This is a genomic window from Flexivirga sp. G2 (assembly GCF_055397625.1).
The window spans coordinates 2,005,242-2,027,295 of record NZ_AP039675.1 but is presented as its reverse complement, the minus strand read 5'-3'; the positions used below and the strand labels follow the sequence as shown (position 1 = coordinate 2,027,295).

The window sequence follows — 22,054 nt, the reverse complement described above, 5'->3', positions numbered from 1 at the left end:
GACTCGCCGGCTCGACCGCCTCAGCAGGGCGCCTGTGCCTGGTCCTCTACCAGACGCGACAACTGATCTTTCGCCGTGACGTTCGCCCGATATACGACACTCCGCGCAACACCGACCTGGCGAGCCGCCCGCGCAACCGGAACTCCATTTGCAACGAGCTCGCGAACCTTGTCGATCTTCTCAGGATCGGTCGGCTTGCGACCTCTGTACGCACCCCTCGCACGCGCTTGCGCGATCCCCTCGCGCTGCCGCTCCAAGATCAGCTCCCGTTCGAACTGCGCCACCGCGCCCAGGAGATTGAGCAAGAGGTTCGACATCGGGTCAACGCCCTCGGGTGATAGGACTACGCCCTCCTTCAGGAACCGAACGGTGACCCCGTCGCTGGTGAGCCCGGCGACGATGGACAACAAGTCTGGCAACGACCTCGCCAGGCGATCCATGGACGAGATGACGAGCACGTCACCGTCTCGCAGATAGTCCAGACATCGGGCCAACTCGGGTCGCCCACCCGTGTTCTTGCCGCTGGCGCGGTCGGTGAACACCTTCGTCGCACCCGCTTCGACGAGCGCATGATCTTGTCTCGCCGTGTTCTGCGAGATGGTGCTGACCCGCACGTAGCCAACAAGCTCACCCATGACCGCCCCTTCAATGTCCCTATGACCTCTAAGATATTAGGGCGTTAGTGTCCCGGATGTCTTCCTAGAAATCCTATTGGGACACTTTTGGGCGACCGGCCGGATGTCCTGCTAGGGAGTACCCCTGATGAACACACAGGGGCGATTGCTGGAAGCAGTCGCGAGTGCTGCTGTCAACGCCCACCGACCTCTACCCAGCCCGAGCGGACCGCTCGCGCACCGGATACCTCTGCGGCCGCCAGCAGTTCCGTGCTGGCAACCCCTCCCTTACCGGCGCGATCAGACGCAACGACCGGGAGACTCGCCTCGAACGCTGGCACTGCTTCGACGTTGCAAAGAGGAGTGAGACGTCCTAGCCGAAGAGTCTGGCCACCGGCCAAGGGGTATCGGGCTCCGCCGCCCATCGCGTCGGTTTGAAGTTCCGATAGATGTGGCGCTCTTCGTCGCCGTGCTCCACTACAAATGGACCCTCGGTCGTGAAGGGGCGAGCGGGTGGCGGCACCCGCAGGCCGAGCGTGGCGCGCCGGGATGGTCGTTCAAACGCCCATCGGCTCGTGTTTGCCAGTATCTCTCGATTTACCTCCGCGACTTCGTGCAGGTCCAACTCACTTGGCCCTTCTGGCTTCACGTCCGGGCGGAACATCGCGAGGAGCGACTCCGGACCAAGCGGAAGAAGGATGACTTTGGCGGTTGCCAAGCCAGCACGTTCTTCTCGTGAGAAGCCAGGACCTCCGACCGTCACGACCGGTTCGTCGCAAGTGACTAGAACTTTCGGGGTTCGGTAGACCATCCAACCCCGCGCAAGAAAGGTCTCGCCGATCTCAAATGCGATCTCGAGTGCCATCGACGTCATCGCAGGGTCTTGAGGGACAAGCCGCATGTCCCCGCTCTTGATCTGTTCGAGTGCGGCACGCGCCCGAGCAACCCCAGCGTCAGAGGCGTCTATGCCTCTCTCGAAGAGCAACGATCGGATGCCGTCGTCGCTCAAGTCCTTGTGCTCCAAGACGAACATCTCATGCATCAAGGTGCGATTGTCGTTTCGGAACGACTCGCCACGGGTTGTCTGCACCCCCAGGAAGAGCGCCAATTTCGCCGCAAGATCACCAGGTATGCCTCGTGCCCCGTGTTCACGCAGGTGAGCGACTGCAGGAACCGCCCATCCCTCGATCGCAGACAGTACTGTCTCGGCAAGCAGCGGAGGCACCAGCTCATTGTCGAGACCATCCGCTTCCAAGCGGTAGTAGTCGGTTTCTCGCGCAGCCTTCGCGGCAGCCGTGCAATAGGTTCGACGGTCCTCGTCGACGTGTGTAACCCGAATCCGGCCTTCTTCCTCCCAGTTCCTCAGGTAGGAGGCAGGAATTAGGTGATGCTTACGCGGTGGGCTGCCAAGTTCGTTTCGCCGTGCGCTCTCAAGTACCCGTCTGACGTCCTCCGGCAGATTGCCCCAGGCATCGTCGGCCATACGTGATTACCCTCTCGCTTCGCATTGCGGTGGGTCGTGGGCCTCCCCCTGGCCACCGCGACTCTCGCAGCGAACGACACTCACGACGACTCAAAGCGTAAGAGAGACACAGCCGATAGGTCTGTAGTCCATGAAGAAGATCGATCTCCTTCACGCAGATCGGCGACGGACAAGTAGCGATCCGGGTCCGCTGTCCCCGACCTCGTACGTCGCCCGGACTCCTGGTGAAGCGAACAGGGCGCCAAGATCCACGGAATTGCCGTTCGTGTGAGTCCTTCCCCGCAGCACGCGGGTATGAGAGGTTGCAATTCATGGAGTACAGATGCACTGCGTGTGGAGCGCCGCTGCGCCAGGTCAAGACGGGGACGTCCAGCGACGGCCTCGACGTGTTCGCCTGGCAGTGCAGCACGGATCAGCCCTGGCACAACAAATTTGCGTACGACCCGACTACCGACCCGACTCAGCCAGCCAACCAGGATGAAAACCGGTGACGAAATGAGGCGGCGTGTGAGCCAACTTGGCAGCGGTGCCGCCCCTCATTAACACTGCTCGTCGACTTGCTCACGCACCACACATTGCTAGTCCCGCGCACCCCCTGGTTCGCCGTGCGCGGCTTACCGGCCGACGCTGTAGCCGTCGTGCGCACCCCAATCGGCCGCTCCATCGGCCGCTCTATTGTGTGCGGCGCCGTGCTTTGCTCGAACAGGTCGCGGACGCGAATCGACTCGCCGGACTTACCGAGATCGGTTGACGTGTTCGTCAGAGGAACCCCTACCACCACAGCAGGCCAGCATTCCACCGAGTCCGTCACAAGTGTCGATTGGGAAGTGTCACTCGGACCGTAACTGGCCGTCCGCTCGTGGCATTGCGTCAAGTTGTTGAGCGACTTCGACCGCAAAGATCGGATCAGAATGGATGCGTGCCACGACGTCGTCACTGATCCGGTCCACGTCGATGTGGCCGATGTGCTCGACGCGTGTCCCCCTTGCATGCTGGAAATCGATCTGACCGCCATAGGCGCTGTCTCCGTTATCGCCATAGGCGGTGAGGAGGTGGTCGAACACGAGTTGGACCTTCGACGCGAACACCTCGACCGTGTATGGCTCTGCGGGGAGGCCTTCGTCGAGCACGCGGCGGATGGTGCTGTTCACGTCGTTGGCGCTGGCGACCTTGCGGCGCCAATCCTGAATAAGCTTGTCGTGCAAGCGCTCCAGCAGTTGCTTTGCGCTCGCCTTCACCCTCTCCCGTTCGTCGGCGGTTAGAACAGGATCCGGCTGTGTCAGCAGGTCGAAGATGGCAAGCTCCTCCTCAGACAGCCCTTCGCGTACGCCGCGCTCTTCCTCTTCCGTCAGTGTCTTGGAGAGCTCGATCAGCCGCCTCAAGTACTCGTCGATGTTGACGCTTCCCGCGTTGTAGTCAGCGATCAACTGCTCGATGCGCTCGACGAGCTCGTAGCGGGTTGGGTTTCGTTCGGCCGCCCCGACAGCCTGCCTACGCAGCAACTGGGCGAGGCGGTCTGTCTCCGCGCGTTTCCGACCAGCAAACTTCTTCGCGAGGCCCTCGAAGTCGATCAACGACAGGTCAATCAGCGGATCTGGATGTGCTCCCTCGGCCGCGGCGCGGATCACGTACTCCTCGGCCCCAACAGAACGGTCGAGCAGTGCGTCTACGGCATCCGAGACTCGCCCAATGTCAGGTTTTGGCGGCTTCGTCACCTCCGCGATGCGCTCAGCCACCACGCGAATGGCCGCGACGGTACGTTGTTGCGCGGCCGCTTGAGGGTTGGGCAGCAGGGCTTTGAAGAGCTTGCGTACCTGGCGTGCCTGCGCCTGGAAGTCAGCCGTGGTCTGCTCGTCGACCAGGAGCGCTTCAACGGCCGCATCGCGCCGAGCAACATGATCAAAGCCTTCAGCATCCCGCATGGCGATGAGGTCGACACCGGCATCCGCGCAGAGCGCCACCATGGCGTCAACGGCGGTATCGAGTTCGACGGCGAGAGCGTCGATGATCTCGATGGGCGCATCTCCTTCGCCAGCCGCACCATAGATGGCAAGTGCCTTTTCCAGATCCCTGAAGACGCCGACGTAATCGACGATGAGCCCGTTGTCCTTCTCCGGGAACACGCGATTGGCGCGAGCGATGGTCTGCATCAAGGTGTGATTCTTCATCGGCCGGTCCAGGTAGACCGTCGATACGCTCGGCGCATCGAACCCGGTCATCCACATCGCGCAAACGAACACGATCCGCAGCGGGTCATCTGCATCCTTGAACTTCTCGGCCAAGTCTTCGCGGTTCATCCGCTCGCGGTGCGGACGGATGTCCAAACCCTGGTCGTCCAGCATCCTCAGTTCGTTTTGGCTTTGAGAGACGACGACCGCCATATCAGTCGACTCCATGAGCTCGATCCGTGATGCAAGCCAAGGGCGTTCGAGTTCGGGCAACGCGTCATGCCGCGCACGGAGGTCAGCCAGATGCTCGGCCCAGGCGTCCTGGACAAGGTTGTACATGCGAACGGCAGCGGCTTTGTCGAGACCGACGTACATCGCCTTGCCCGAGAAGCCTCGTCCGACGAAGTGCGTGACCAGGTCCTTCGCGATCGTCTTGAGTCGCTCCGGCCTGGTCAGCAATGTGTACTGGGTGCCGAACTGCCGAGCCAAGGCACCCTCGGCAACGTCGTCGACTTCGGCGGCTTCGAGGAGCTCATCGAGTTCGTCGGAAAAATTCGCGTTGATCAGTTGAACTTCCGGGATGCGGTTCTCGTAGTAGAGCGGCACCGTGGCGCCGTCTTCGATCGCGTCGCGGAAGTTGTAGATGCTGACGTAGTCGCCGAACTGCTGGCGGGTGGCTTGCTCCTCGCCAGCGATCAGGGGCGTCCCTGTGAAGCCCATCATCGAGGCGTTGGGAAGTGCCCGCCGCATGTTGAGAGCAAGCGTGTCGTACTGACTGCGATGAGCTTCGTCCGTGATGACGATGACGTCGGACCGGGCTGACAGCACCGGCATGTCCCGCTCACCTGCGGCCTTCGAGGGTTGGAACTTCTGGATCAGCGTGAACACGTATCGGTGGTCAGCAGCGAGGAGTTCCCGCAGGTTCGCGATCGAGTCCGCGTGAACCCTCGACTCCGACGGGATCGCGCCCGCGTCGACAAACTCGCCGTGCAATTGGGTGTCGAGCTCAGTGCGGTCGGTAACCATGACGAACGTCCACCGGCCAGCCACCTGCCGCAGCACCTTCCGGGTGAACCAGAGCATCGACAGGGATTTCCCGGACCCTTGGGTATGCCAGAACACGCCAAGTCGCTTGTCCTGCTCGGCACGTGCCCGATGCAGGTTCTCGATGGCGGCGTTGACTCCTAGGTATTGGTGGGACCGCGCCAGGACCTTGATCAGGCCGCCTGGCCTCTCCATGAACGCGACGAAGTTCTCCAGCAGGTCCAGCAGGATGGCCGGGGCACAGGTTCCCCGAAGCGCGGTCTCCAAGGCAATGGCACCTCGCGTGCCGACCGCGTCGATCACCTTCCAGTCGTTGAAGAATGCCCACGGTGAGTATGTCGAGCCGACTTTTGCCTCGCTGCCGTTGGAGAGCAGCACGAAGCAGTTCGGGATGAACAGTTGCGGGATGGTGTCCCGATAGTCGGTCAGATTGTCGTCGTATGCCGAAGCGACCGGCTCGTTCGGCTCCTTGAACTCCATCAGCACCAACGGCACACCGTTGACGAACAACGCCACATCCAACCGGCGACTGTGCAAGCGACCCTTGACCCACATCTGCCGCACCGCCAGCAGATCGTTGTTCGCGGGGTTCTTCAGATCCAGGTACCGCAAAGTGGCAGTCTGCTTCTCGCCGCCGTCGTCGGTCCAATCGGCCTGGTAACCGTCACGCAACAGGTCGTATACCTCACGGTTCGCCCGCACTCGACCCATCACCGATCGGTCCTTCGTCAGCGCATCGATCGCCTCGTCGATCGCGAGGTCCGGCACATCTTCCGGGTTGAGTTTCCGCAGCGCGAAACGCAGGCGGTGAGTGAGCACGACGTCGTGCTGCGAGTCACGTCCGAGGGTGCCGGCTGGCCCCAGGATCTCCTTGAAGGCGTCGACCGGTGTCCAGCCCATCGTCTCGAGAAGCTGCATGCTCGGCTTCTCCACGTACGAGTATTCAGGACCCGTAGGCACCATCACGCCACCGCGCCCCGGGCGATCGACGGGCCATCGCCGGTTGAGCCTGGCGAAGGCTGCGCATCCAGATCGAGCATCGAAACGTCAATCTGGCCGGTCACGAGTTTCGGCAGCAGCATGTCTCGAAGGGAGATAAGTCGCCTGTTCTCGAGCATGAGGTGCTCGGCCAGTTCGAGCTCGTCGCGAACAAGAGAGGAGAATTTCTGAGCGATCTGGTCTGGTGGGACCGCGACCGGCCAGTCGCCAAGCACCTTCCAGTCGGCACGGGGCATCTTAGTTCCGTTCGACGTCCGTGTTGCGTAAGCAACGAACTCGGGACTGGATACGACCATGACAACCTCGCCCCAGTGAGTCTCCCTTGGCCGAATGACGATGGCATCAGTCGAGCAGATGCCATCAACGGGCGCAACGCTCACCTTGTGGAAGTACGGTCGGATCTTCCCGAACAAGATGTCTCCCTTGGCAAACAACGCCTTACGGCTGCCCTGATCCCGCGCTGCACCCCAGTCATCGAGGGTGATCTGCCGACGGGGAATGTGCTCCAGCCCCACTGCGGGAGTGTCCGCCGCGAGCGTGGAGGGATCCACCGAATCCTTGACGATTCGTACAAGATCATTCAACCTTCCCCACGTCCACCCCTTCGGGATCGAGCCTTGCGCCGAGTCGACGAGGGTGACGTTTTCATGGCCGGGGTAGCGGAAGTTCACGAACCATTCCCGATAGACGGCCCGCGCCATCTCCTCCAGCACCGCCACACGCCGTCGGTTGTTCCCGATCAAGTCGTCGATGGAACCGAGCACGTCTCCAATGATCTCCTGCACGGGCAGATCTGGCACAGCGATGACGACCCGGTAGATGCGCTCCGGAGCCGTGTGCCGCACGGTCGCTCCCGTTGCGGTGGCCCGGATCTGACTTCGCGAGGTATCCGAGAGCATCGTGTAATAGAGAAATCGCCGATCGACGTCAACACCGGGTTTTACCCGCACGAGCCCCAATCGCTGGTTGTGGAGCATGGCTGTGCCATCCGGCACGAACGCCGGCGACCCGAGAATCGGTGCCGCCTGCGTAAGGTCGGTCATCACGACCAATAAGTCTCCGGGCTCTAGGTCGAACTCCGGAGGGTAGTCGCCCGTGTAGTAGGCATCCTTGCCTGGACGGAGGCGAATTCCGCCTCCCACTGGAAAGTTTCCCGGCTTTAGAACCAGTCTCTCGCCCTCCTCTGCGAACAATTCACCCTTGAAGGCGTATCCGTGCTTCACGTCGATGAGGTCTCCGAGAGTCTCGGGTCGCCAGCGCGTCATCGGTCGAGCATCCCCGTAACGGCAGCATCGATTTTCGATCTCAGCCCATCTGCCTCGTCGCTGAGAAACGTGAATTCTTCATAGAGTTCTTCGAGCTTCGCGTTGAAGTCCTCGTCGTTCTCCTCAACGGCAGCAGAGCCTGTGTAGCGGCCCGGGTTGAGACTCCAGCCTTGGGCCTCGATTTCTGCGCGGGTGGCAACCTTGCAGAGGCCGGCGACATCAACGTAGGTACCGTCAGGAAAGTTTGCCTTGAGAAGCGCGTTACTGCCCTCGGTCGTAACCTCCCCGCCCCGGTACAGCCGCACGACGCTTGCTAGGAACTCGACCTGCTCGGCGGTGAAATCGCGGTGGGCACGGTCGATCTGGCGAAACAGGTGGCGGGCATCGAGGAATAGCACGGTGTCCTCGCGTGAGGTCCCGACCTTGGCCTTGTCGAAGAACCAGAGCGTCACCGGCAGAGTGACGGTATAGAAGAAATTGGAACTGATCGCGACCATCACGTCGACCGTCCCAGACTCGATCAACTGCCTGCGAATGTCCTTCTCCGAATGGCCCGCGTCCCCCGCCGAGTTCGCCATCACAAAGCCGGCACGACCCTTTGGCCCGAGGGCCGCGTAGAACTCTTGGATCCAGAGGTAGTTCGCGTTGTCAGGTTTTGGAATCCCGAATGGGAACCGCTTGTCCCCGGCGAGTTGATCCTTCTTCACCTTATCGACGTTGAAGGGCGGGTTGGCCATGACGTAGTCGAACGCGCCGACGGCATGGTGCGGATCCTCGTAGTAACTGTTGGCTTGGCGGATATCTCCTGACAACCCGTGCAGAGCTAGGTTCATCTTGGCCAACGGCACCGTGTCGTCAGTCTTCTCGGTGCCAAAGATGGACAGTTCACGCGCGGCGGACTCGTGGTGCCGTTCGACAAACTTCGCGCACTGAACGAACATGCCGCCCGACCCACACGCAGGGTCGAAGACGCGGCCGGCGAACGGCTCGAGGATGTCCACAATGAGACGGACGATCGAGTACGGCGTGAAGTACTCACCACCGCCCTTACCTTCCTGGGCCGCGAAGTGGGATAGGAAGTCCTCGTAGATGAATCCGAAGGCGTCGCCTCCGAGTTGAGTCGGCAAGGGAGCGAACAGCCGGAGCAAGTCAATCAAGGTAGACCGTTCGAGCTTCTGGTATCCGCGCGGCAGGATGTCTTTGAGCTCGGGGTTAGCCGTCTCGATCGCTCTGATGGCCTCATCCACGGCCTTGCCGATGTCGTCGCCCTCGGGGAGGCCGACGAGGTAAGAGAGTCGCGACTCTTCCGGAACGTAGAGGACTGACCGCGCTTTGTAATCGGCGATCGTTGCCGGGTTCCTGTCCGTCGCCGCCGCCTCGACTTGCTCGCGGACCGCATCAAACCGATTTTCGGCGTACGCGAGAAACACGAGCCCCAAGACCGGGTTCCGGTACTGCACTGGTGTGAGCTTCGAGTTGGCACGCAGTTCATCGGCGGCCGCCCACAGCGTCGACCGGACTCCGGCAAGGTCAGTTGCTTTCATGACCGAAGGCTATCGACGAGCGTGCCATCTCGTTGGGAGCTACCCCGAGAGAGCCGTCGCCTGTCTCTCGATGCGCGGCTCATGCATGCCGTTGTCGTTGTTGGCCGTCGCGGGTGCTGCGATCCACGCTGTTGGGAGATACCGGCTGAGGCACGTCCACGGCGTGCCTACGATCTCGGCAGCCACACAGGCACCAGCCGAGCGCCATGGTCGTTGTCCCGGTCTTGTGTAGCGCACTAACGAATTCGAGCGATCACCGAACAGTAGACGTCTGCTGCCGTCCTGCACGGTGCTCAAGGGAGGCGGTTCCTTGATGTCACGAAAGATGCGTTTCAGCCCGCCAACGGGATGGCCACCGAGTCCGCAGGGTTGGGTCCCGCCGAAAGGGTGGCAGCCTCCGGAGTCATATCCGTCTGCGCCGGAATGATGGCGTTTCATGGTCCCGGAACAGCGGCTGTCCTCCCAAAAGCGGTGGGCTCTGCTGGCCGCGGGCATCGCCCTTGTCGTCATCATTGGGCTGATAATTGTCGTGACACTAAGAGACGGCTCGGCATCGCCGGGAGCAGTCAATGCAGGGGCTCTTCAAGCACCACACCCGCCGGGGCGAACCTTGCCGCCGACTGTCCTTGACATGGTGAAAACGTGCCCATCTACGACCAAGGACTCTTCCGAGGCACCGGACTGCCCTCAACGAACCGTCGATCAGGCCACCACGATCTGCCAGTGGACCGAGGCCGCGCTCGGACAATCCGAGACTGCGAAAGCGACTGGGGTTCAGCGCATGCACCAATTCGGTTCTGACGAGTTCGGCTTCACATGCTTGCTTCTTGACTGGATATATCAACGGCCAAGAGTCACACATGTCAGTCATCTACAACTTCGTGGTGGGCGGCAAGCCATACCCCAATCACCACGGACTAATTTCATGCACGCAGGGTCAACCGAGTCCGAGCGTGTGGCCCGCCGTCTCGACGAGAGCGACCAGAGCGGTCCCAGCAGCGCCACTGGCCGCGCTGAGGCCGAACCCCCGGACCGTCTGCATGAGATCACCCAGCCGCCCGTCCGACGCTCCGGGTGTCTGGGCGATCTCGCGCAGTCCGGCGACGACCTCACCGGCCCGGACGTCGTCGGTCGGGCTCAGGCTCAACAACGGGGTCATCTGTTCCAGTGCGTCCGCCACAGTGATGATCTGCTGACGTCGCTCCTCTGCCGTCACGGTTGACGCACTCTGATGTGCCCAAGGCGAGTTCGCGGCCACGTTCACCGAGGTCGACCCACTGATGTTGATCGCCCCCGCACCGGCGGCAGCCGACGCCTGCCAGGCGATGAGGTTGCCCCCGAACCGCTCACTGACCATCTCTCCAGACGTGGTGATGGATGGCCGGAGGATCGGCCCCTGCGCGGTGCCCGTGCCCTTGATGAGTTCGTGCTCTTTCAGCGTCCGGCCGACATCAGTGAGCACTCCTGGCGTGAACGGCTCGCCGAACAACGAACCGCGTGGGTCGTCGTGCAGGTCGTGAGTGCTGGTGACCCGTTCGCCGGGTGCGTCCGCGAGCCAGTCGAGCATGGCCGCGGTGGCCGCGCGGTATTGCTGCCGCGGCGACGCGATAGCGATCTTCATCTCGCCCGCGTACTGAACGCCTGCGCTGGTCAGTCGTCCGTCCTCGGTGTAGGACGTTCCGGCGCTCCCGGAATCGACCGGCGTCGCGTACCCATCGCCGATCAGACGGTCGAAGGCTGCTGCGACCTCTTGCGGCTGTGCGTTGAGTTCGCGCGCGAGCACATCCGCTTGTCCCGCCTGCCCCTCGGATTCGGCGAGTGCACGAACCACCCTGTACCGCAACACGTCGGCCGGGTCGGCCGACCAGCCCTTGTCTGTCATGGAGCTTCCTCCCTCTGGTGACGACCCGCCTGGCGCTCCCGATGAAACCCGCGACGGCCAGTGTCACCCCAAACCTCGGACGGAACGTAGCGTTCCGCCCAACGTGCGAAGTAGGGCACTCGTAGGGCGCCAGCAAAACGAAAAAGCCCCTCACCTTGCGTTTCCGCAGGTCAGGGGCTGTTTCGTGCTGGTGGACGATACTGGGATCGAACCAGTGACCTCTTCCGTGTCAGGGAAGCGCGCTACCGCTGCGCCAATCGTCCAAAGCGATATACAAGCGACCGCAGAGCGGACAACCGGGCTCGAACCGGCGACCTCAACCTTGGCAAGGTTGCGCTCTACCAACTGAGCTATGTCCGCCTGTAAACCCTGACTTCGTCAGCCGGGGCAACGAGTGTGAACTCTATCCGACACTCTGCCCAACTTCCAAAACGGCCCTCTCGGGACGTTTCACCAGTCCAGGTTTGCGAGGTGGAGACGGGATTTGAACCCGAACTGTGAACCTCGTTGAGAGGACGATAGCAGTGTTCCCAACGGTTCCCGACACCGACCATGGACCCCGAACCGACCAAAACGGGCGAGTTGAGCCGAGTTTCATCCCCTAGGGGATACGGCCGGGCATGAGAAAAGCCTCCGACACGGGCAGTGTCGGAGGCTCTCTACGAACCGGAGATCAGAGGCAGTACGAGCAGATGATTGGCCCGTTCGTGTGCGCTCCACGGATCGAGGTCGTTGCGTGAGCTGCCGGGGTGGTGACGACCAGCGCGAGCGCTGCGGCGGCCACAGTCAAGGCGATTGCTTTCATGGATATCAGCCTATCGGCTTCCGTGCTGATTCGTCAGCACTACGCTGACGGCATGACAGCACAAGCCGACGCTCGTCGACTGGAAGCCGCAGCCAACCCTACGCGGTTGACCATCCTCGATGTGCTGTTCGTGGCCTCTCCATTGTCAACCGATGAGATCGCCCGACGTGCCAGCGTCGACAGTGCGGCTGCCGAGTTTCACATGGCCGAGCTGTTCGATGTGGGCCTGGTGGCTCACGACGGTGACAGCTGGGTCCCCACCTACGCCCCGATCCAGGTCGGCGACGACGCCGACAGCGACGACCAGGCGGACGCGGCCGAACTGATGGAAGACGCCATGCACCACCGCGCCGCGTCGCAGGCACGGGCGTGGTCGAAGTGTCGCCGTGACGCCGAGTGGGCCGCGTGGAACGACGCCGCGGCGAGCATCGACGGCGCCCCGACACTGACCCCCGACGGCCTGCGCGCCGTCGCAGAGGGACTGATCCAGCTCATCCAGCAACACAAGGTTGACCCTGGCACCGAGGGCGCCGAGCCGGTCTACGTCCGCTTGGAGATGCACCCGCTACGCGGGGGCCTGCCTCCCCAGTCGTAGCCGCACGAGGTCGCGCTCGAGGATCTCGTTGCGCTCCAGCAGACGTCTAGTGGTCTGTGAGGCGTCGCGCTGGTCGAGGAAGAACATCGGCGAGACCAGCACGGGCGCCGCGCCCCTGCTGAACACGCGGGCGGCGGTCATGATGAACAGCGCGGAGGGATCCTTCACCTGACCGCGCATCAGCTTCGTGACGTACTGAAACGTCATCGGAAACCCTGCCTCGGTCATCGCGCGCGCAAACGAGGTGCGCGTGAACCGGGCCAGCTCAACGCGATCTTCGTCGAGCCACTGGACCGTCTCCATCAGCGTGATGAAGTTGCCCTGAAGCTTCGGCAGAGCCGGCCGCGGCTTCGGCTCTGCGCGGGGGGACATCCGCACAGCATACGGCGATTGAACGATAGTTCAGGGGTGACTCGTAAGTAACCCCGCGCCATTCCGGGAAACTTGACCAGCCCTTTACGAAACGCATCGAGTTTCATTCGGCCAGAACGGTGTTCGAAGGTTGCGCACTCGCCCTACGTTCGGCAGGTCATCACTGCACGACCCAGGGGAAATTGAGGAAATTGTGAGCGCTGCAACCGTCACTGTGGCTGTCGATCGGGACGTTGAGATCGGCCTGCACGATCCGCTCGCGGGATTCGCCGCGCAGGGGTGGACTGTCGCTCACGCGCCGGGGCGCGCCGGCGTCCTGGTCGTCGCCTCGGAACATTTGATCATCGCGGATCGTGCCAGCTTGAGCGCAGAAGAGATCGCCGCTCGCGCCCTGTGCTTGCTGGCGCGAACGGCGATCAACTGAGCAAGATCAATCGATGACCGCGTCGTCGACTTGAGTGACTCGCTCTTCGACGCGGCGCATGAAGGTTGAGAGCGGAAGCTTGAGTGCCTGGCAGATCAGTCCGATCTGCGTGATGTCGGCAACCCGCTCGCCCTTCTCCATGCGCACGTAGGTCGAGCGCGCAATTCCTGTGCGCGTGACCATCTCGCTCTGCGTCAGACCTGCGGCCGATCGTTCGGCGCGGATCGTGGCAGCGAGCTGGTCGGACCAGATGCTGCGTTGTCGTGCGTCCATGTGGAGCACTGTAACCCATCTGTGACACATGGGGTACCTGAGACGGAAACAACACTGATGTAATTCGAAACGCTTGCATTGTGTCCACGTGGGTACTAATGTGCTCCACATGGACACAGCACAGCTCGTCTCCCGCCGTGTCGCAGCCGTGATGGGTAAGGCTCTCACAGATGCGGGAATCTCCCGCCGAGAGGCTGCCGATCGCTCCGGAATCCCCCTCACCACACTGATGCGCCGCCTGCGCGGACACAGCCCCTTCACCTACCTCGAACTCGTCACTCTCGCCGACATCGCCGGCGTCCGAGTCAGCGACATTGCCGCCGCTGCCGAGCAACAGGAGGCGAGCTGATGGAGATCACGGAGCAGCCAGAGCTGCACACCATCGAGGAGATCAGCGCCTACTTCAAGATCACCCCCGAGCACGCCAAGGTCATGGCGCGCAAGGACTCCTGGCCGTGCGTGCGCCTCAGCCAACGGGTCCGTCTCTTCACCGACGACCACGTCGCGGAAATCCGTGCCCTCTACGAACGCACCCCCGAGCAGTCGGAATCCGCGGACGGCACCGAGGCACGCGCAACGACCGGTCGCCAGTGGGCGCGATCCACCCGGGCGGCGTCATGACCGCCACGACGGGACGGGAACTGCGCGCGCAGGGACAGGCCGACGTGCTCGCCGCCGACGCTGCTCCCCACCGCGGCTACGGCGATTACGTGAAGCGCGCCCTGACGCAACTGACCAAGTCGACGGCCACCTTTACCACTGAGGACGTGCGCCGCCTCGTCGACCAGCTGATGGACGCCGACGGCGTGCACGTCGAGCCGCACCACCCCAACGTCATCGGGGCCGTCATGGGCGGCTGGGCAGCTGCCCGCCACATCGAGTGGGTCGGTGACTACCACTCCACACGCAAGCGCCGCCGCTACGGCCGCAACGGCATCTGGCGTGCCTGCGCCTCCTGAGTTCGAACGATCAACATCCGCAAGGAGATTCAGATGGAAACCACCTATGAGGCGAAGCCCGACATGGAGTTCGTGACCGGCGTCGGCTACGTCGAGAAGAAGCCCCGGCCGCGCGTCTTCGTGAGCGAGCAGGGTCCACGAGGCGCGTACGGCAACCAGCCGTATCGGCGCCCGGAGACCAAGCCGATGTCGAAGAAGGCCGCACGGCACGCGAGGCGCTCCGCCCGCTGACACGTAAGCGGCCCCCACCGAGGTGCAACTCGGTGAGGGCCAGAGGAACCAAAACCCCATCGCAAGAAAAGGAATTGATCGAGATGAAGTCTACCCAGTCCCGCCCGGAGGTGATGTCGATGGACACGCACCCCGGCTGTTACGGCCCGAACTACAGGACGGCGAAAGCCGAGCGTCGCGCGGTGAAGCTCAACGCCCGTGATGGCGTGGTCGGCGCGCTGTTCGCGGTGTTCATCGTGCTCCTGCCGGCGTTGTGGCTCATCCACACCTACACGCCGGGCGCTGACGGGTGCCACACGACGCAGACGTGGTGCTCGGTGCAGGGCGGTGGCCAGTGATGGATAGCGGACTCGCCTTCGTCCTGGTCGCGTGCGCGCTGTTGGGCCTACTGCTCGCCTGCGTCGCTGGGGCGGTGCTCTGATGGCAGCCGTCGCTGAACGGGTCGTGTTCAACCAGGACTCGAAGACGTTGCAGGTCGAATTCACTGACGCTGCCGGTGAATCGCAGCGCAACTACTACGTCCTGCAGCCGCGTCACCGTGAGCAGTTGTTCCAGGCGTTGAAGGCGGACCGCAAGGCCCGCCGCGCATCACAGCGCGCGGACATGAACGCCGAGTACGACCAGTCGAATCCAGGTGGCTGGTGATGGACCGCTTCTGGCTCGGTTTCCTAGTCGGTTCCCAGATCACCGGTGGCGTCTGGCTCATCTGCTGGGCGGTGAGCGCGCAATGACCGCCGTGGATAACAGCGCGACGGCGTGGGCTCGGAAGCTCATCGCCAACGGTGCCGACCCGCAGCTGATCGACGCGTGGATCCGACACGAGCTCGCCGTCGACCCGCTCGCGTTCCGAGCGCTAATGACGCCAGACGAGATCGCGGCCGTGCAGCTGCGCGTGATGGCCGGACAAGTCCGGATCGCGTTCACAGCAGTCACCGACGCATTCCGTTCGGTCGCTGCCGCCGTCAACACCGCATCTCGAAGCCTCAATGACCTGAACGGAGTTCAGCGATGACCACACCAATGGTCTTCATCGACACCGAGACGGACGGTCTGCATGCGAACCGTCGTGCGTGGGAGATCGGGATGATTCGCCGCGTCGACAACGGCGAGCGTGAGTGCCGGATGTTCCTGCCGCTCGACCTGAAGTTCTCCGACCCCGAGGCGTTGCGGATCGGTGGTTTCTGGGATAGGCACCCGGCCGGCCGCAAGCTCTCTGGCAAGCACTTGTCCCCTGGTGCGCCAGGTGTCCGTATGCCAGACCGGATTCCGGCGCCCTGCGAACCAACGACACCGGTCCATGACGCTGCGAAGAAGGTCATGGAGTGGACATTCGGGGCACACCTCGTCGGCGCGAACCCGGCGTTTGACGCGCAGATCCTCGAACGGATGCTCCGCGCCGAGGGGTACCTGCCGTCGTGGCATCACCACCTGGTCGACGTGGAAACAGTCGCCGTCGGCTGGCTGATGGGCCAGGGCCTCGACGTCGAAATCCCCTGGAAATCGGACAAGCTCGCCGCTCGCTGCGGAGTGCCTCCCAGGGAAGACCGACACACCGCACTCGGTGACGCCCGCTGGATCCGTGACTGGTTCGACGCAATGGGCGGTGCGTCATGAGCTACGACACCCCGCTCGCCCTCGTGATCATCGTCGCCGCGCTCCTGTGGTGGGCCGCGTCAGCGGTCGGTAAGTACCGGCAGAAGCGGCGCCTCGTGCGCATGGGCCGCAACACACCGCCGGTCGTGGCCGCACGTGATGAGACCGACACAGCGACCGTCGATCGCGAATTCGCCCGTCTCACAGAGCCGCTCGAAGAGCACCCCTTCAATCAGGAGGTCGAGTGATGGGGACGACCCTGTGCCCGCTGCTGCACACCGCGAAACGCAACGGTGTCGCCGTCCTCAACGGTCGCGAGCAAGAAGTGTGGCTTGAGCGCGTGAAGGTCGAGCGCGCACTGAACAAAGTCATCAACGGCCCATCCGACACCACCGGGCTGTACGGGTGCTCGGTCGACGAGTCCCAGCTGACGTCGTTGCTGGCGCTGATGGACGAGGCAGGTCGACGCCGATGACTGGGACCTATGCCTCACAGAGCTCGGTGTCTTCGGAGAAGTCGCGCCGCGAGATCGAACAGACCCTGATCCGTTACGGCGCAACGTCGTTCGCGTATGGCTGGCAGGAGAACGCGGCCATGATCGGGTTCAAGGCACACGACCGGAACATCCGGCTCGTGCTGCCGATGCCTGACCGAGACAACCGCGCGTTTACCAGGACACCGACGGGCCGCGCCCGGTCAGCCAGCGAAGCCGACAAGGCGTTCGAGCAGGCCGTGAGACAGAGGTGGCGGGCGCTCGCGCTCGTCATCAAGGCGAAGCTCGAAGCGGTCGAGTCCGGGATCGTCACGTTCGAGGACGAGTTCGCCATGCACATGGTGCTCCCGGGTGGCCGGACTGTCGCCGAGCACGTTCTCCCCGCGATCAACACGGCATACGACACAGGGCGCGTCCCATCGCTGCTGCAGATCGAAGGCGGTGCCTCATGAGGACCGTGCGACGCATCGCCGCGTACATCGTGCTCGGCGCGATCGGCGGCGCGCTGGCCACCATCACCGCTGGTGTCGGCTATGTCATCGCCGACGAGCAGCTCGCGTACCGACGGGCCATCAAGTCCCGGTGCCGCGCGATCCACCCCATCAAGTAGAGGAGACGAAACACCATGCCCAGCAAGGAAATCACGGACGGGAAACCGTTCGCGTCGTGGCTTGTCGAGCAGGCCGGCGGCAAGACCGAGTCGGAACTCACCGACGGCCTGCGCGATCTCGTCACCCGTGTCGCTGACACCGGCAAACGCGGGTCGATGCAGTTGACCGTCGTCGTCGAGCCGATGAAGGAAGACGCGTCGATGCTGCTCATCAAGGACGAGATCAAGCTCAAGCTGCCCGAGCACGACCGGAAGGCGTCGATCTTCTGGCAGAAGGACGGCGAGCTGCTCCGCAACGACCCGAACCAACGGTCGATATTCGACGAGATCTCCGGTCACGAGGTCGACCTCACGACCGGTGAGGTCAACGACTGATGCCCACCACGACGATCTACGGCGCATCGGACGACCTCATCGAGTTCGACGGCGCGATCTACGGCGAGGCCAACGCCTACATCACCCCGCCGCAGGACTCCACTGTCATCCTGACCGCCCCGGACGGCGCGACACTCACGCTCAAGATCGGGTTCTGCACCAGCAACCCTGACGGCTGGGGCATCGCCGTCCAGACCCACGGCGCGCAATCCCCTTCTTGGCCAATGCGATTCGTGCCACGTCCTGGTCACGACGAGGACCCGGCTATCGAGATCGACGTCCCCGAGGGCACCAGTGCCACGTGCGACGGCGAGCAGGTCAGCTGATGGCCGATCTCATCGAGGACGAAGACGGAGCACCGTACCCCGAAGGTGTGCAGGCGATTGCTCGTGAGCGCGGCCGTCAGATCACCGAACTCGGGTTCACACCGGAGCACGACGAGCGCCACTTCGTCATGGATCTCGTCGGCCCCGCCATCAGCCTGCTCGGCGGTCGCAACCCCTGGCGCACCAGTTTCACGGTGAAGCGCACCACCCCTGACTCCGGCTACTTCCAGCGCGACGACCTCGTCCGCGCCGGAGCACTCATCGCAGCAGCAATCGACCGACTCGACAACACGAAGGACTGAACATGCCTGAAACCACAGAGAACCACGACCTGATCGAGACCGCGCAGGAAGCCGTTGCACCACAGATCCTCACCAACGGCCGATGGCTCGTCCGCGACACCAACGGCCAGGCGCGCGTCATCGACCTCACCAAGGAAATCGAGCACGACCTGCCCAACCCCAACCGCAAGACCGGGGGGACCTCCGTCGTAGACGTCGCATCGTTCGCGGCATACCTCGCCAAGCACGGCATTGAAGCCACCGAACTGTGGGGCTCCCGCGACCGCGGCACCGTCCGCGCCGTCATCAACGCCCACGACGGCGACCCATCGGGCGAAGGTCCCGTCGGTGACTTCGACGACGATGGCCAACCGGGCCCGGCCGGGTGGGGCGACCACACCGTCACTCTGCAACTACGTCACTCCGACGACTGGAACGACTGGACCCTCAACAACGGCCAGTGGCTCAACCAAGTCGACTTCGCCGAGTTCGTCGAAGACCACCTCCCCAACTTCGGATCCCCCACCGGCGCCGAAGCACTCGAGCTCGCCCAGTCCTTCCGCGCCACACAGAAGGTCGAGTTCGGTGCCACCAAGCACGCCGGTGGCGCCACGACCCTGTCGTACGTCGAGTCGACCGACGCGAAGGCCTCCACCAAGAAGGGCGAGATCGCGTTCCCCGACAAGATCACGCTCGGCATCCACGTCTACGACCAGGGCAAGGCCTACCCCCTCGACGCCCGTCTCCGCTACCGCGTCCGGGCCGGTGAGCTCGTCATGGGTTACAAGCTCGATCGGCCGAAAGACGTGCTGCAGCGCGCGTTCGACGACGTCGTTGCCGACGTGCAGAAAGCCACCAACCGCACCGTCTGGGCCACTTCCTGAGCACTCGTGGCGCGTCTGCCAACCCCTGAGACGGGCGCGCCACGAGGCCATACCCACCAACTACGCACAAGGAAGGACGAGCAATGACCGAGCAGCTGCTCACCGCACAGACCGTCATCCGGTTTGGTCGCGAACGCGCGCAACATGACTGGAAAGTCGAAGTCGTCGGCGACGACGCCACCGGGTACCGGTGCCAAGTGCAGACCAAGTGCGGTCGCATCGTCGAGCACGAAACCACCACGAAAGCGCAGGGATTCGTCACCTGTCCCGACTGCGCACCCAGCCCACCCTGCACGCCACACACCAACGCTGCAGGGAGGCGATCGTGACCTACGACCTCACCGACTGCTTCTGCGGTGGAGGCGGGTCCTCGACCGGCGGCATCGCTGTCCCGGGCGTCACCGTGCGGTGCGCCGCGAACCACTGGCCGACAGCCGTCGAGACCCACCAGATCAACCACCCCGGCGCTGACCACATCTGCGCTGATCTGTCCCAGATCCACCCCCGGTATTTCCCCCGCACCCGCCTCGGCTGGTTCTCCCCCGAGTGCACCAACCACTCTCGCGCGAAGGGCAAGAAGAAGGACACCATGCAGGGCGAGCTCTGGGGCGAGTCGATCGCTGACGAGGCTGCCGAGCGCTCCCGGGCGACGATGTGGGACGTCGTCCGCTTCACCGAGCATCACCAGTACGACGTGGTGTTCGTCGAGAACGTTGTCGAGGTCGCGGACTGGCTGCCCTACCGTGCGTGGCTGCTCGCGATGGAGTCCGTTGGATATCGGCACCAGGTCGTCTGCTTGAACTCGATGCACGCCCAGGCGTACGGGCTGCCAGCACCGCAGTCCCGGGACCGCATCTACATCGTGTTCACCCGCAACGGTGTCCCCCGGCCGGACTTCGAGCGGATGCAGCGTCCGAAGGCGTACTGCCCGACCTGTGACGAGGTCGTAGACGCCATGCAGGCGTGGAAACGCCCCGACGGCAACAGGATCGGTCGGTATCGGCAGCAGTACGTCTACCGGTGCCCGCACGTCAACTGCCGGAATCAGATCGTCGAGCCCGGGTGGCTGCCAGCGGCGTCGATCATCGACTGGTCGATGCCCGGCCAGCGGATCGGTGACCGGAAGCGACCGCTCGCGGACAAGACCCGGGCGCGGATCGCGGCCGGCATCGCCCGCTACTGGGGCGACCCGTTCATGGTCGAGCGTCGATTCGACTACCGGACCCGGCCGATGACGGATGCGCTGTCGACCATCACTGCAACTGAGACGACGAAGGCCCTCGCCGTTCCCGTCGAGGGACGCGCTGACGTCAACCGCGCCCGCACATTGAACGACCCGTTGCGGACGCAGAACACCCGCCTCGAGACCGGACTCGCGTACCCGCCGTTCGTGGCCGAGCTCCGCGGCGGCGGATCCACGGCACGACCTGTCGCGGACCCGCTCGCCACGGTCACGGCTTCCGGTAACCACCACGCTCTGATCACCAGCTACTACGGCAACGGGACTGCACAACCGGTTACCGAGCCCGTTGGCACCGTGACCACCGTCGACCGGCACGCACTCATCATGCGCAACTACGGCGTGGAAGGCGGCAACGCTGCGCGTCACACCACGCCTGCGAGCGAGCCAATCCGCACCATCGTCGCCTCCGGGCAGCAATCGGTCCTGACCGCTGACGACATCGCAGCCGCCGCCAAGCACGTCGACGACGTCATGTTCCGGATGCTCGAACCATCCGAATGCAAACGGGCCATGGCGTTCCCGGCCGACTACGTGCTCCTCGGCAATCGCCGCGAGCAGGTCCGTATGGCAGGCAACGCCGTCACTCCCCCTGCCGCCCGCGACCTCATCGGCGCCGCAGTGGCAGCCCTGGAAGGGAGCGCAGCGTGAGCGCCATCGACGAGTTCGACGCCTGGCACAACGAACGCGAAGAAGCACGCGACGCCGCCCGACACACACCCGAGGAACCACCAGAAGTGCCGACCGATGCCGAACTGCACGACCTCTTCCCCGACGCCCCGCTACCCCGCCGCCGCCGGCGGCGGACAAGGAGCTACTGATGGAACCCGGAATCTACGACGGCATCAGCCACCAGGACCTGCCGTCCGGCCTGTCGCCATCCGGCGCGAAGACGATCTTGTTCGGCACACCGGCCGAGTACCTCTACAAGCGGCAGAACCCGAAGCCTCCAACGCGATCCATGATCCTCGGGACACTCGCTCACGGCCTGATCCTTGAGGGCAAGACGCGCTACCTCGTGTGCGCCGACGGCCGCACCAAACAGGGCAAAGCGGACCGGGCACGGTGCGAGGCCGAGGGACTCGTCGCAGTCACGCAGCCTGAAGCCGACCAAATCGAAGGTATGGCGAAGGCGGTCCTCGAACACGAGCTCGCCGCGAGCATCCTCGCCGACGGCAAGCCCGAGCAGGCAGTCATCTGGGAGGACGAACCGACCGGGGTTACCTGCCGCGGGTTCATCGACTGGCTACGCCCGAACGCGATCGTCGACCTCAAGTCCTGCCAGGACGCGTCGCCTGTTGGGTTCGGCAAGGCCGCCGCCAACCTCGGCTACGACATCCAGTCCTGGATGTACCGCGAGGCGATCCGGCAACTGACCGGCATGGACCTGCCGTTCCTGCACATCACCGTCGAGTCAGCCGCCCCGTATCTCGTTGCGGTGCACCGGCTCCCACCGGAAGCCGACGAGCGCGGCGAACGGTTCACCCGGCAGGCACTTGCCACCTACGCCCGGTGCGTCGAGTCCGGTATCTGGCCGGGCTACTCCGAAGCAATCATCGACACAACGTGGCCCCGCTGGGCCGCGTGAAAGGAC

Annotated in this window: 31 protein-coding genes and 2 tRNA genes; 22 read left to right on the top strand and 11 right to left on the bottom strand. The window is 63.7% G+C overall.

Translation table 11 applies throughout. The features are described 5' to 3' along the window. Positions 1-20 precede the first annotated feature (20 nt). From ACZ50J_RS09815 to ACZ50J_RS09775, 9 genes are all read right to left on the bottom strand, one after another. The gene (locus ACZ50J_RS09815; protein WP_464301090.1) at positions 21-635 is read right to left on the bottom strand and encodes a recombinase family protein; all 615 of its coding nucleotides are present in this window, start codon (positions 633-635) and stop codon (positions 21-23) included. A 352-nt stretch (positions 636-987) separates the two neighbouring features. Further along, positions 988-2,097, bottom strand: a complete 1,110-nt coding sequence (locus tag ACZ50J_RS09810) for a DUF4238 domain-containing protein (protein WP_464301089.1) — start codon at positions 2,095-2,097, stop codon at positions 988-990. 830 nt (positions 2,098-2,927) lie between these two features. Next, entirely contained in the window at positions 2,928-6,272 is a 3,345-nt protein-coding gene (locus ACZ50J_RS09805) for a type I restriction endonuclease subunit R (RefSeq protein WP_464301334.1), read from the bottom strand. Next, the gene (locus ACZ50J_RS09800; RefSeq protein WP_464301088.1) at positions 6,272-7,573 is read right to left on the bottom strand and encodes a restriction endonuclease subunit S; all 1,302 of its coding nucleotides are present in this window, start codon (positions 7,571-7,573) and stop codon (positions 6,272-6,274) included. Before ACZ50J_RS09800 ends, ACZ50J_RS09805 begins: the two co-directional genes overlap by 1 nt. Further along, entirely contained in the window at positions 7,570-9,117 is a 1,548-nt protein-coding gene (locus ACZ50J_RS09795) for a type I restriction-modification system subunit M (RefSeq protein WP_464301087.1), read from the bottom strand. The genes ACZ50J_RS09800 and ACZ50J_RS09795 overlap by 4 nt, the downstream gene beginning before the upstream one ends. Before the next feature lie 937 nt (positions 9,118-10,054). Further along, positions 10,055-10,999, bottom strand: coding sequence for a hypothetical protein (locus ACZ50J_RS09790; protein ID WP_464301086.1), 945 nt, complete (start codon positions 10,997-10,999; stop codon positions 10,055-10,057). A gap of 188 nt (positions 11,000-11,187) precedes the next feature. Next, a tRNA-Val gene (locus ACZ50J_RS09785) sits at positions 11,188-11,262 on the bottom strand. A 24-nt stretch (positions 11,263-11,286) separates the two neighbouring features. Next, positions 11,287-11,359: transfer RNA gene (locus tag ACZ50J_RS09780), tRNA-Gly, on the bottom strand. A 313-nt stretch (positions 11,360-11,672) separates the two neighbouring features. Beyond that, positions 11,673-11,804, bottom strand: coding sequence for a hypothetical protein (locus tag ACZ50J_RS09775; RefSeq protein ID WP_464301085.1), 132 nt, complete (start codon positions 11,802-11,804; stop codon positions 11,673-11,675). Positions 11,805-11,856: 52 nt separating this feature from the next. On the opposite strand from ACZ50J_RS09775, the gene ACZ50J_RS09770 reads away from it, so the two are divergent. Then, positions 11,857-12,399, top strand: a complete 543-nt coding sequence (locus ACZ50J_RS09770; protein ID WP_464301084.1) for a winged helix-turn-helix domain-containing protein — start codon at positions 11,857-11,859, stop codon at positions 12,397-12,399. Here the strand turns inward: ACZ50J_RS09770 and ACZ50J_RS09765 are convergent. After that, a complete protein-coding gene (locus ACZ50J_RS09765; RefSeq protein WP_464301083.1) occupies positions 12,370-12,771 on the bottom strand; it encodes a hypothetical protein in 402 nt (133 codons plus the stop codon). The genes ACZ50J_RS09770 and ACZ50J_RS09765 overlap by 30 nt on opposite strands. A 193-nt stretch (positions 12,772-12,964) precedes the next feature. Here ACZ50J_RS09765 and ACZ50J_RS09760 point away from each other — a divergent pair, with 193 nt between their 5' ends. Continuing rightward, positions 12,965-13,195 (top strand): hypothetical protein, encoded by a 231-nt coding sequence (locus ACZ50J_RS09760; RefSeq protein WP_464301082.1) that lies wholly within the window; start codon positions 12,965-12,967, stop codon positions 13,193-13,195. A gap of 6 nt (positions 13,196-13,201) precedes the next feature. Here the strand turns inward: ACZ50J_RS09760 and ACZ50J_RS09755 are convergent, their stop codons facing one another. After that, entirely contained in the window at positions 13,202-13,468 is a 267-nt protein-coding gene (locus ACZ50J_RS09755; RefSeq protein ID WP_464301081.1) for a helix-turn-helix domain-containing protein, read from the bottom strand. Positions 13,469-13,577: 109 nt separating this feature from the next. On the opposite strand from ACZ50J_RS09755, the gene ACZ50J_RS09750 reads away from it, so the two are divergent. The 20 genes from ACZ50J_RS09750 (at position 13,578) to ACZ50J_RS09655 (ending at position 22,048) form a co-directional block, all read left to right on the top strand. After that, on the top strand, positions 13,578-13,817 hold the full coding sequence (locus ACZ50J_RS09750; RefSeq protein ID WP_464301080.1) for a helix-turn-helix domain-containing protein: 240 nt from the start codon (positions 13,578-13,580) through the stop codon (positions 13,815-13,817). Then, positions 13,817-14,089 carry a hypothetical protein gene (locus ACZ50J_RS09745; protein WP_464301079.1) on the top strand — a complete coding sequence of 91 codons (273 nt, stop codon included), beginning with the start codon at positions 13,817-13,819 and terminating at the stop codon, positions 14,087-14,089. Before ACZ50J_RS09750 ends, ACZ50J_RS09745 begins: the two co-directional genes overlap by 1 nt. Then, entirely contained in the window at positions 14,086-14,427 is a 342-nt protein-coding gene (locus ACZ50J_RS09740; RefSeq protein ID WP_464301078.1) for a hypothetical protein, read from the top strand. Before ACZ50J_RS09745 ends, ACZ50J_RS09740 begins: the two co-directional genes overlap by 4 nt. A 33-nt stretch (positions 14,428-14,460) precedes the next feature. After that, positions 14,461-14,658: a hypothetical protein gene (locus tag ACZ50J_RS09735; RefSeq protein ID WP_464301077.1), complete on the top strand. Its 198-nt coding sequence runs from the start codon at positions 14,461-14,463 to the stop codon at positions 14,656-14,658. A gap of 83 nt (positions 14,659-14,741) precedes the next feature. After that, on the top strand, positions 14,742-14,996 hold the full coding sequence (locus ACZ50J_RS09730) for a hypothetical protein (RefSeq protein WP_464301076.1): 255 nt from the start codon (positions 14,742-14,744) through the stop codon (positions 14,994-14,996). An 82-nt stretch (positions 14,997-15,078) separates the two neighbouring features. Continuing rightward, positions 15,079-15,303: a hypothetical protein gene (locus ACZ50J_RS09725; RefSeq protein ID WP_464301075.1), complete on the top strand. Its 225-nt coding sequence runs from the start codon at positions 15,079-15,081 to the stop codon at positions 15,301-15,303. An 82-nt stretch (positions 15,304-15,385) separates the two neighbouring features. Continuing rightward, positions 15,386-15,670 (top strand): hypothetical protein, encoded by a 285-nt coding sequence (locus ACZ50J_RS09720; RefSeq protein WP_464301074.1) that lies wholly within the window; start codon positions 15,386-15,388, stop codon positions 15,668-15,670. Beyond that, positions 15,667-16,272: a 3'-5' exonuclease gene (locus ACZ50J_RS09715; protein ID WP_464301073.1), complete on the top strand. Its 606-nt coding sequence runs from the start codon at positions 15,667-15,669 to the stop codon at positions 16,270-16,272. The genes ACZ50J_RS09720 and ACZ50J_RS09715 overlap by 4 nt, the downstream gene beginning before the upstream one ends. Beyond that, a complete protein-coding gene (locus tag ACZ50J_RS09710; RefSeq protein WP_464301072.1) occupies positions 16,269-16,499 on the top strand; it encodes a hypothetical protein in 231 nt (76 codons plus the stop codon). Before ACZ50J_RS09715 ends, ACZ50J_RS09710 begins: the two co-directional genes overlap by 4 nt. After that, on the top strand, positions 16,499-16,726 hold the full coding sequence (locus tag ACZ50J_RS09705) for a hypothetical protein (protein WP_464301071.1): 228 nt from the start codon (positions 16,499-16,501) through the stop codon (positions 16,724-16,726). The genes ACZ50J_RS09710 and ACZ50J_RS09705 overlap by 1 nt, the downstream gene beginning before the upstream one ends. Next, positions 16,723-17,196: a hypothetical protein gene (locus ACZ50J_RS09700; protein ID WP_464301070.1), complete on the top strand. Its 474-nt coding sequence runs from the start codon at positions 16,723-16,725 to the stop codon at positions 17,194-17,196. Before ACZ50J_RS09705 ends, ACZ50J_RS09700 begins: the two co-directional genes overlap by 4 nt. Then, a complete protein-coding gene (locus ACZ50J_RS09695) occupies positions 17,193-17,354 on the top strand; it encodes a hypothetical protein (RefSeq protein ID WP_464301069.1) in 162 nt (53 codons plus the stop codon). The genes ACZ50J_RS09700 and ACZ50J_RS09695 overlap by 4 nt, the downstream gene beginning before the upstream one ends. Positions 17,355-17,369: 15 nt before the next feature. Then, entirely contained in the window at positions 17,370-17,729 is a 360-nt protein-coding gene (locus ACZ50J_RS09690) for a hypothetical protein (RefSeq protein WP_464301068.1), read from the top strand. Further along, complete coding sequence (locus ACZ50J_RS09685) at positions 17,729-18,055, top strand: hypothetical protein (RefSeq protein ID WP_464301067.1); 327 nt, start codon at positions 17,729-17,731, stop codon at positions 18,053-18,055. The genes ACZ50J_RS09690 and ACZ50J_RS09685 overlap by 1 nt, the downstream gene beginning before the upstream one ends. Beyond that, a complete protein-coding gene (locus tag ACZ50J_RS09680; protein ID WP_464301066.1) occupies positions 18,055-18,357 on the top strand; it encodes a hypothetical protein in 303 nt (100 codons plus the stop codon). The genes ACZ50J_RS09685 and ACZ50J_RS09680 overlap by 1 nt, the downstream gene beginning before the upstream one ends. Before the next feature lie 2 nt (positions 18,358-18,359). After that, positions 18,360-19,220 (top strand): DUF2303 family protein, encoded by an 861-nt coding sequence (locus ACZ50J_RS09675; RefSeq protein WP_464301065.1) that lies wholly within the window; start codon positions 18,360-18,362, stop codon positions 19,218-19,220. An 83-nt stretch (positions 19,221-19,303) separates the two neighbouring features. Continuing rightward, positions 19,304-19,549, top strand: coding sequence for a hypothetical protein (locus tag ACZ50J_RS09670; protein ID WP_464301064.1), 246 nt, complete (start codon positions 19,304-19,306; stop codon positions 19,547-19,549). Further along, a complete protein-coding gene (locus ACZ50J_RS09665; protein ID WP_464301063.1) occupies positions 19,546-21,111 on the top strand; it encodes a DNA cytosine methyltransferase in 1,566 nt (521 codons plus the stop codon). The genes ACZ50J_RS09670 and ACZ50J_RS09665 overlap by 4 nt, the downstream gene beginning before the upstream one ends. After that, positions 21,108-21,281: a hypothetical protein gene (locus tag ACZ50J_RS09660; RefSeq protein ID WP_464301062.1), complete on the top strand. Its 174-nt coding sequence runs from the start codon at positions 21,108-21,110 to the stop codon at positions 21,279-21,281. The genes ACZ50J_RS09665 and ACZ50J_RS09660 overlap by 4 nt, the downstream gene beginning before the upstream one ends. Beyond that, complete coding sequence (locus ACZ50J_RS09655; protein WP_464301061.1) at positions 21,281-22,048, top strand: PD-(D/E)XK nuclease-like domain-containing protein; 768 nt, start codon at positions 21,281-21,283, stop codon at positions 22,046-22,048. The genes ACZ50J_RS09660 and ACZ50J_RS09655 overlap by 1 nt, the downstream gene beginning before the upstream one ends. The last annotated feature ends 6 nt before the right edge of the window (positions 22,049-22,054 follow it).

What these genes read in the sequence shown, in the direction of transcription:
- ACZ50J_RS09670 (WP_464301064.1), top strand. Translation starts at nt 19,304, where the DNA reads ATGACCGAGCAGCTGCTCACCGCACAGACCGTCATCCGGTTTGGTCGC.
- ACZ50J_RS09720 (WP_464301074.1), top strand. Translation starts at nt 15,386, where the DNA reads ATGACCGCCGTGGATAACAGCGCGACGGCGTGGGCTCGGAAGCTCATC.
- ACZ50J_RS09765 (WP_464301083.1), bottom strand. Translation starts at nt 12,771, where the DNA reads ATGTCCCCCCGCGCAGAGCCGAAGCCGCGGCCGGCTCTGCCGAAGCTT.
- ACZ50J_RS09675 (WP_464301065.1), top strand. Translation starts at nt 18,360, where the DNA reads ATGCCTGAAACCACAGAGAACCACGACCTGATCGAGACCGCGCAGGAA.
- ACZ50J_RS09690 (WP_464301068.1), top strand. Translation starts at nt 17,370, where the DNA reads ATGCCCAGCAAGGAAATCACGGACGGGAAACCGTTCGCGTCGTGGCTT.
- ACZ50J_RS09710 (WP_464301072.1), top strand. Translation starts at nt 16,269, where the DNA reads ATGAGCTACGACACCCCGCTCGCCCTCGTGATCATCGTCGCCGCGCTC.
- ACZ50J_RS09800 (WP_464301088.1), bottom strand. Translation starts at nt 7,573, where the DNA reads ATGACGCGCTGGCGACCCGAGACTCTCGGAGACCTCATCGACGTGAAG.
- ACZ50J_RS09700 (WP_464301070.1), top strand. Translation starts at nt 16,723, where the DNA reads ATGACTGGGACCTATGCCTCACAGAGCTCGGTGTCTTCGGAGAAGTCG.
- ACZ50J_RS09725 (WP_464301075.1), top strand. Translation starts at nt 15,079, where the DNA reads ATGGCAGCCGTCGCTGAACGGGTCGTGTTCAACCAGGACTCGAAGACG.
- ACZ50J_RS09750 (WP_464301080.1), top strand. Translation starts at nt 13,578, where the DNA reads ATGGACACAGCACAGCTCGTCTCCCGCCGTGTCGCAGCCGTGATGGGT.
- ACZ50J_RS09735 (WP_464301077.1), top strand. Translation starts at nt 14,461, where the DNA reads ATGGAAACCACCTATGAGGCGAAGCCCGACATGGAGTTCGTGACCGGC.
- ACZ50J_RS09715 (WP_464301073.1), top strand. Translation starts at nt 15,667, where the DNA reads ATGACCACACCAATGGTCTTCATCGACACCGAGACGGACGGTCTGCAT.
- ACZ50J_RS09775 (WP_464301085.1), bottom strand. Translation starts at nt 11,804, where the DNA reads ATGAAAGCAATCGCCTTGACTGTGGCCGCCGCAGCGCTCGCGCTGGTC.
- ACZ50J_RS09810 (WP_464301089.1), bottom strand. Translation starts at nt 2,097, where the DNA reads ATGGCCGACGATGCCTGGGGCAATCTGCCGGAGGACGTCAGACGGGTA.
- ACZ50J_RS09795 (WP_464301087.1), bottom strand. Translation starts at nt 9,117, where the DNA reads ATGAAAGCAACTGACCTTGCCGGAGTCCGGTCGACGCTGTGGGCGGCC.
- ACZ50J_RS09705 (WP_464301071.1), top strand. Translation starts at nt 16,499, where the DNA reads ATGGGGACGACCCTGTGCCCGCTGCTGCACACCGCGAAACGCAACGGT.
- ACZ50J_RS09745 (WP_464301079.1), top strand. Translation starts at nt 13,817, where the DNA reads ATGGAGATCACGGAGCAGCCAGAGCTGCACACCATCGAGGAGATCAGC.
- ACZ50J_RS09805 (WP_464301334.1), bottom strand. Translation starts at nt 6,272, where the DNA reads ATGGTGCCTACGGGTCCTGAATACTCGTACGTGGAGAAGCCGAGCATG.
- ACZ50J_RS09740 (WP_464301078.1), top strand. Translation starts at nt 14,086, where the DNA reads ATGACCGCCACGACGGGACGGGAACTGCGCGCGCAGGGACAGGCCGAC.
- ACZ50J_RS09680 (WP_464301066.1), top strand. Translation starts at nt 18,055, where the DNA reads ATGGCCGATCTCATCGAGGACGAAGACGGAGCACCGTACCCCGAAGGT.
- ACZ50J_RS09685 (WP_464301067.1), top strand. Translation starts at nt 17,729, where the DNA reads ATGCCCACCACGACGATCTACGGCGCATCGGACGACCTCATCGAGTTC.
- ACZ50J_RS09755 (WP_464301081.1), bottom strand. Translation starts at nt 13,468, where the DNA reads ATGGACGCACGACAACGCAGCATCTGGTCCGACCAGCTCGCTGCCACG.
- ACZ50J_RS09695 (WP_464301069.1), top strand. Translation starts at nt 17,193, where the DNA reads ATGAGGACCGTGCGACGCATCGCCGCGTACATCGTGCTCGGCGCGATC.
- ACZ50J_RS09790 (WP_464301086.1), bottom strand. Translation starts at nt 10,999, where the DNA reads ATGACAGACAAGGGCTGGTCGGCCGACCCGGCCGACGTGTTGCGGTAC.
- ACZ50J_RS09655 (WP_464301061.1), top strand. Translation starts at nt 21,281, where the DNA reads ATGGAACCCGGAATCTACGACGGCATCAGCCACCAGGACCTGCCGTCC.
- ACZ50J_RS09815 (WP_464301090.1), bottom strand. Translation starts at nt 635, where the DNA reads ATGGGTGAGCTTGTTGGCTACGTGCGGGTCAGCACCATCTCGCAGAAC.
- ACZ50J_RS09770 (WP_464301084.1), top strand. Translation starts at nt 11,857, where the DNA reads ATGACAGCACAAGCCGACGCTCGTCGACTGGAAGCCGCAGCCAACCCT.
- ACZ50J_RS09730 (WP_464301076.1), top strand. Translation starts at nt 14,742, where the DNA reads ATGAAGTCTACCCAGTCCCGCCCGGAGGTGATGTCGATGGACACGCAC.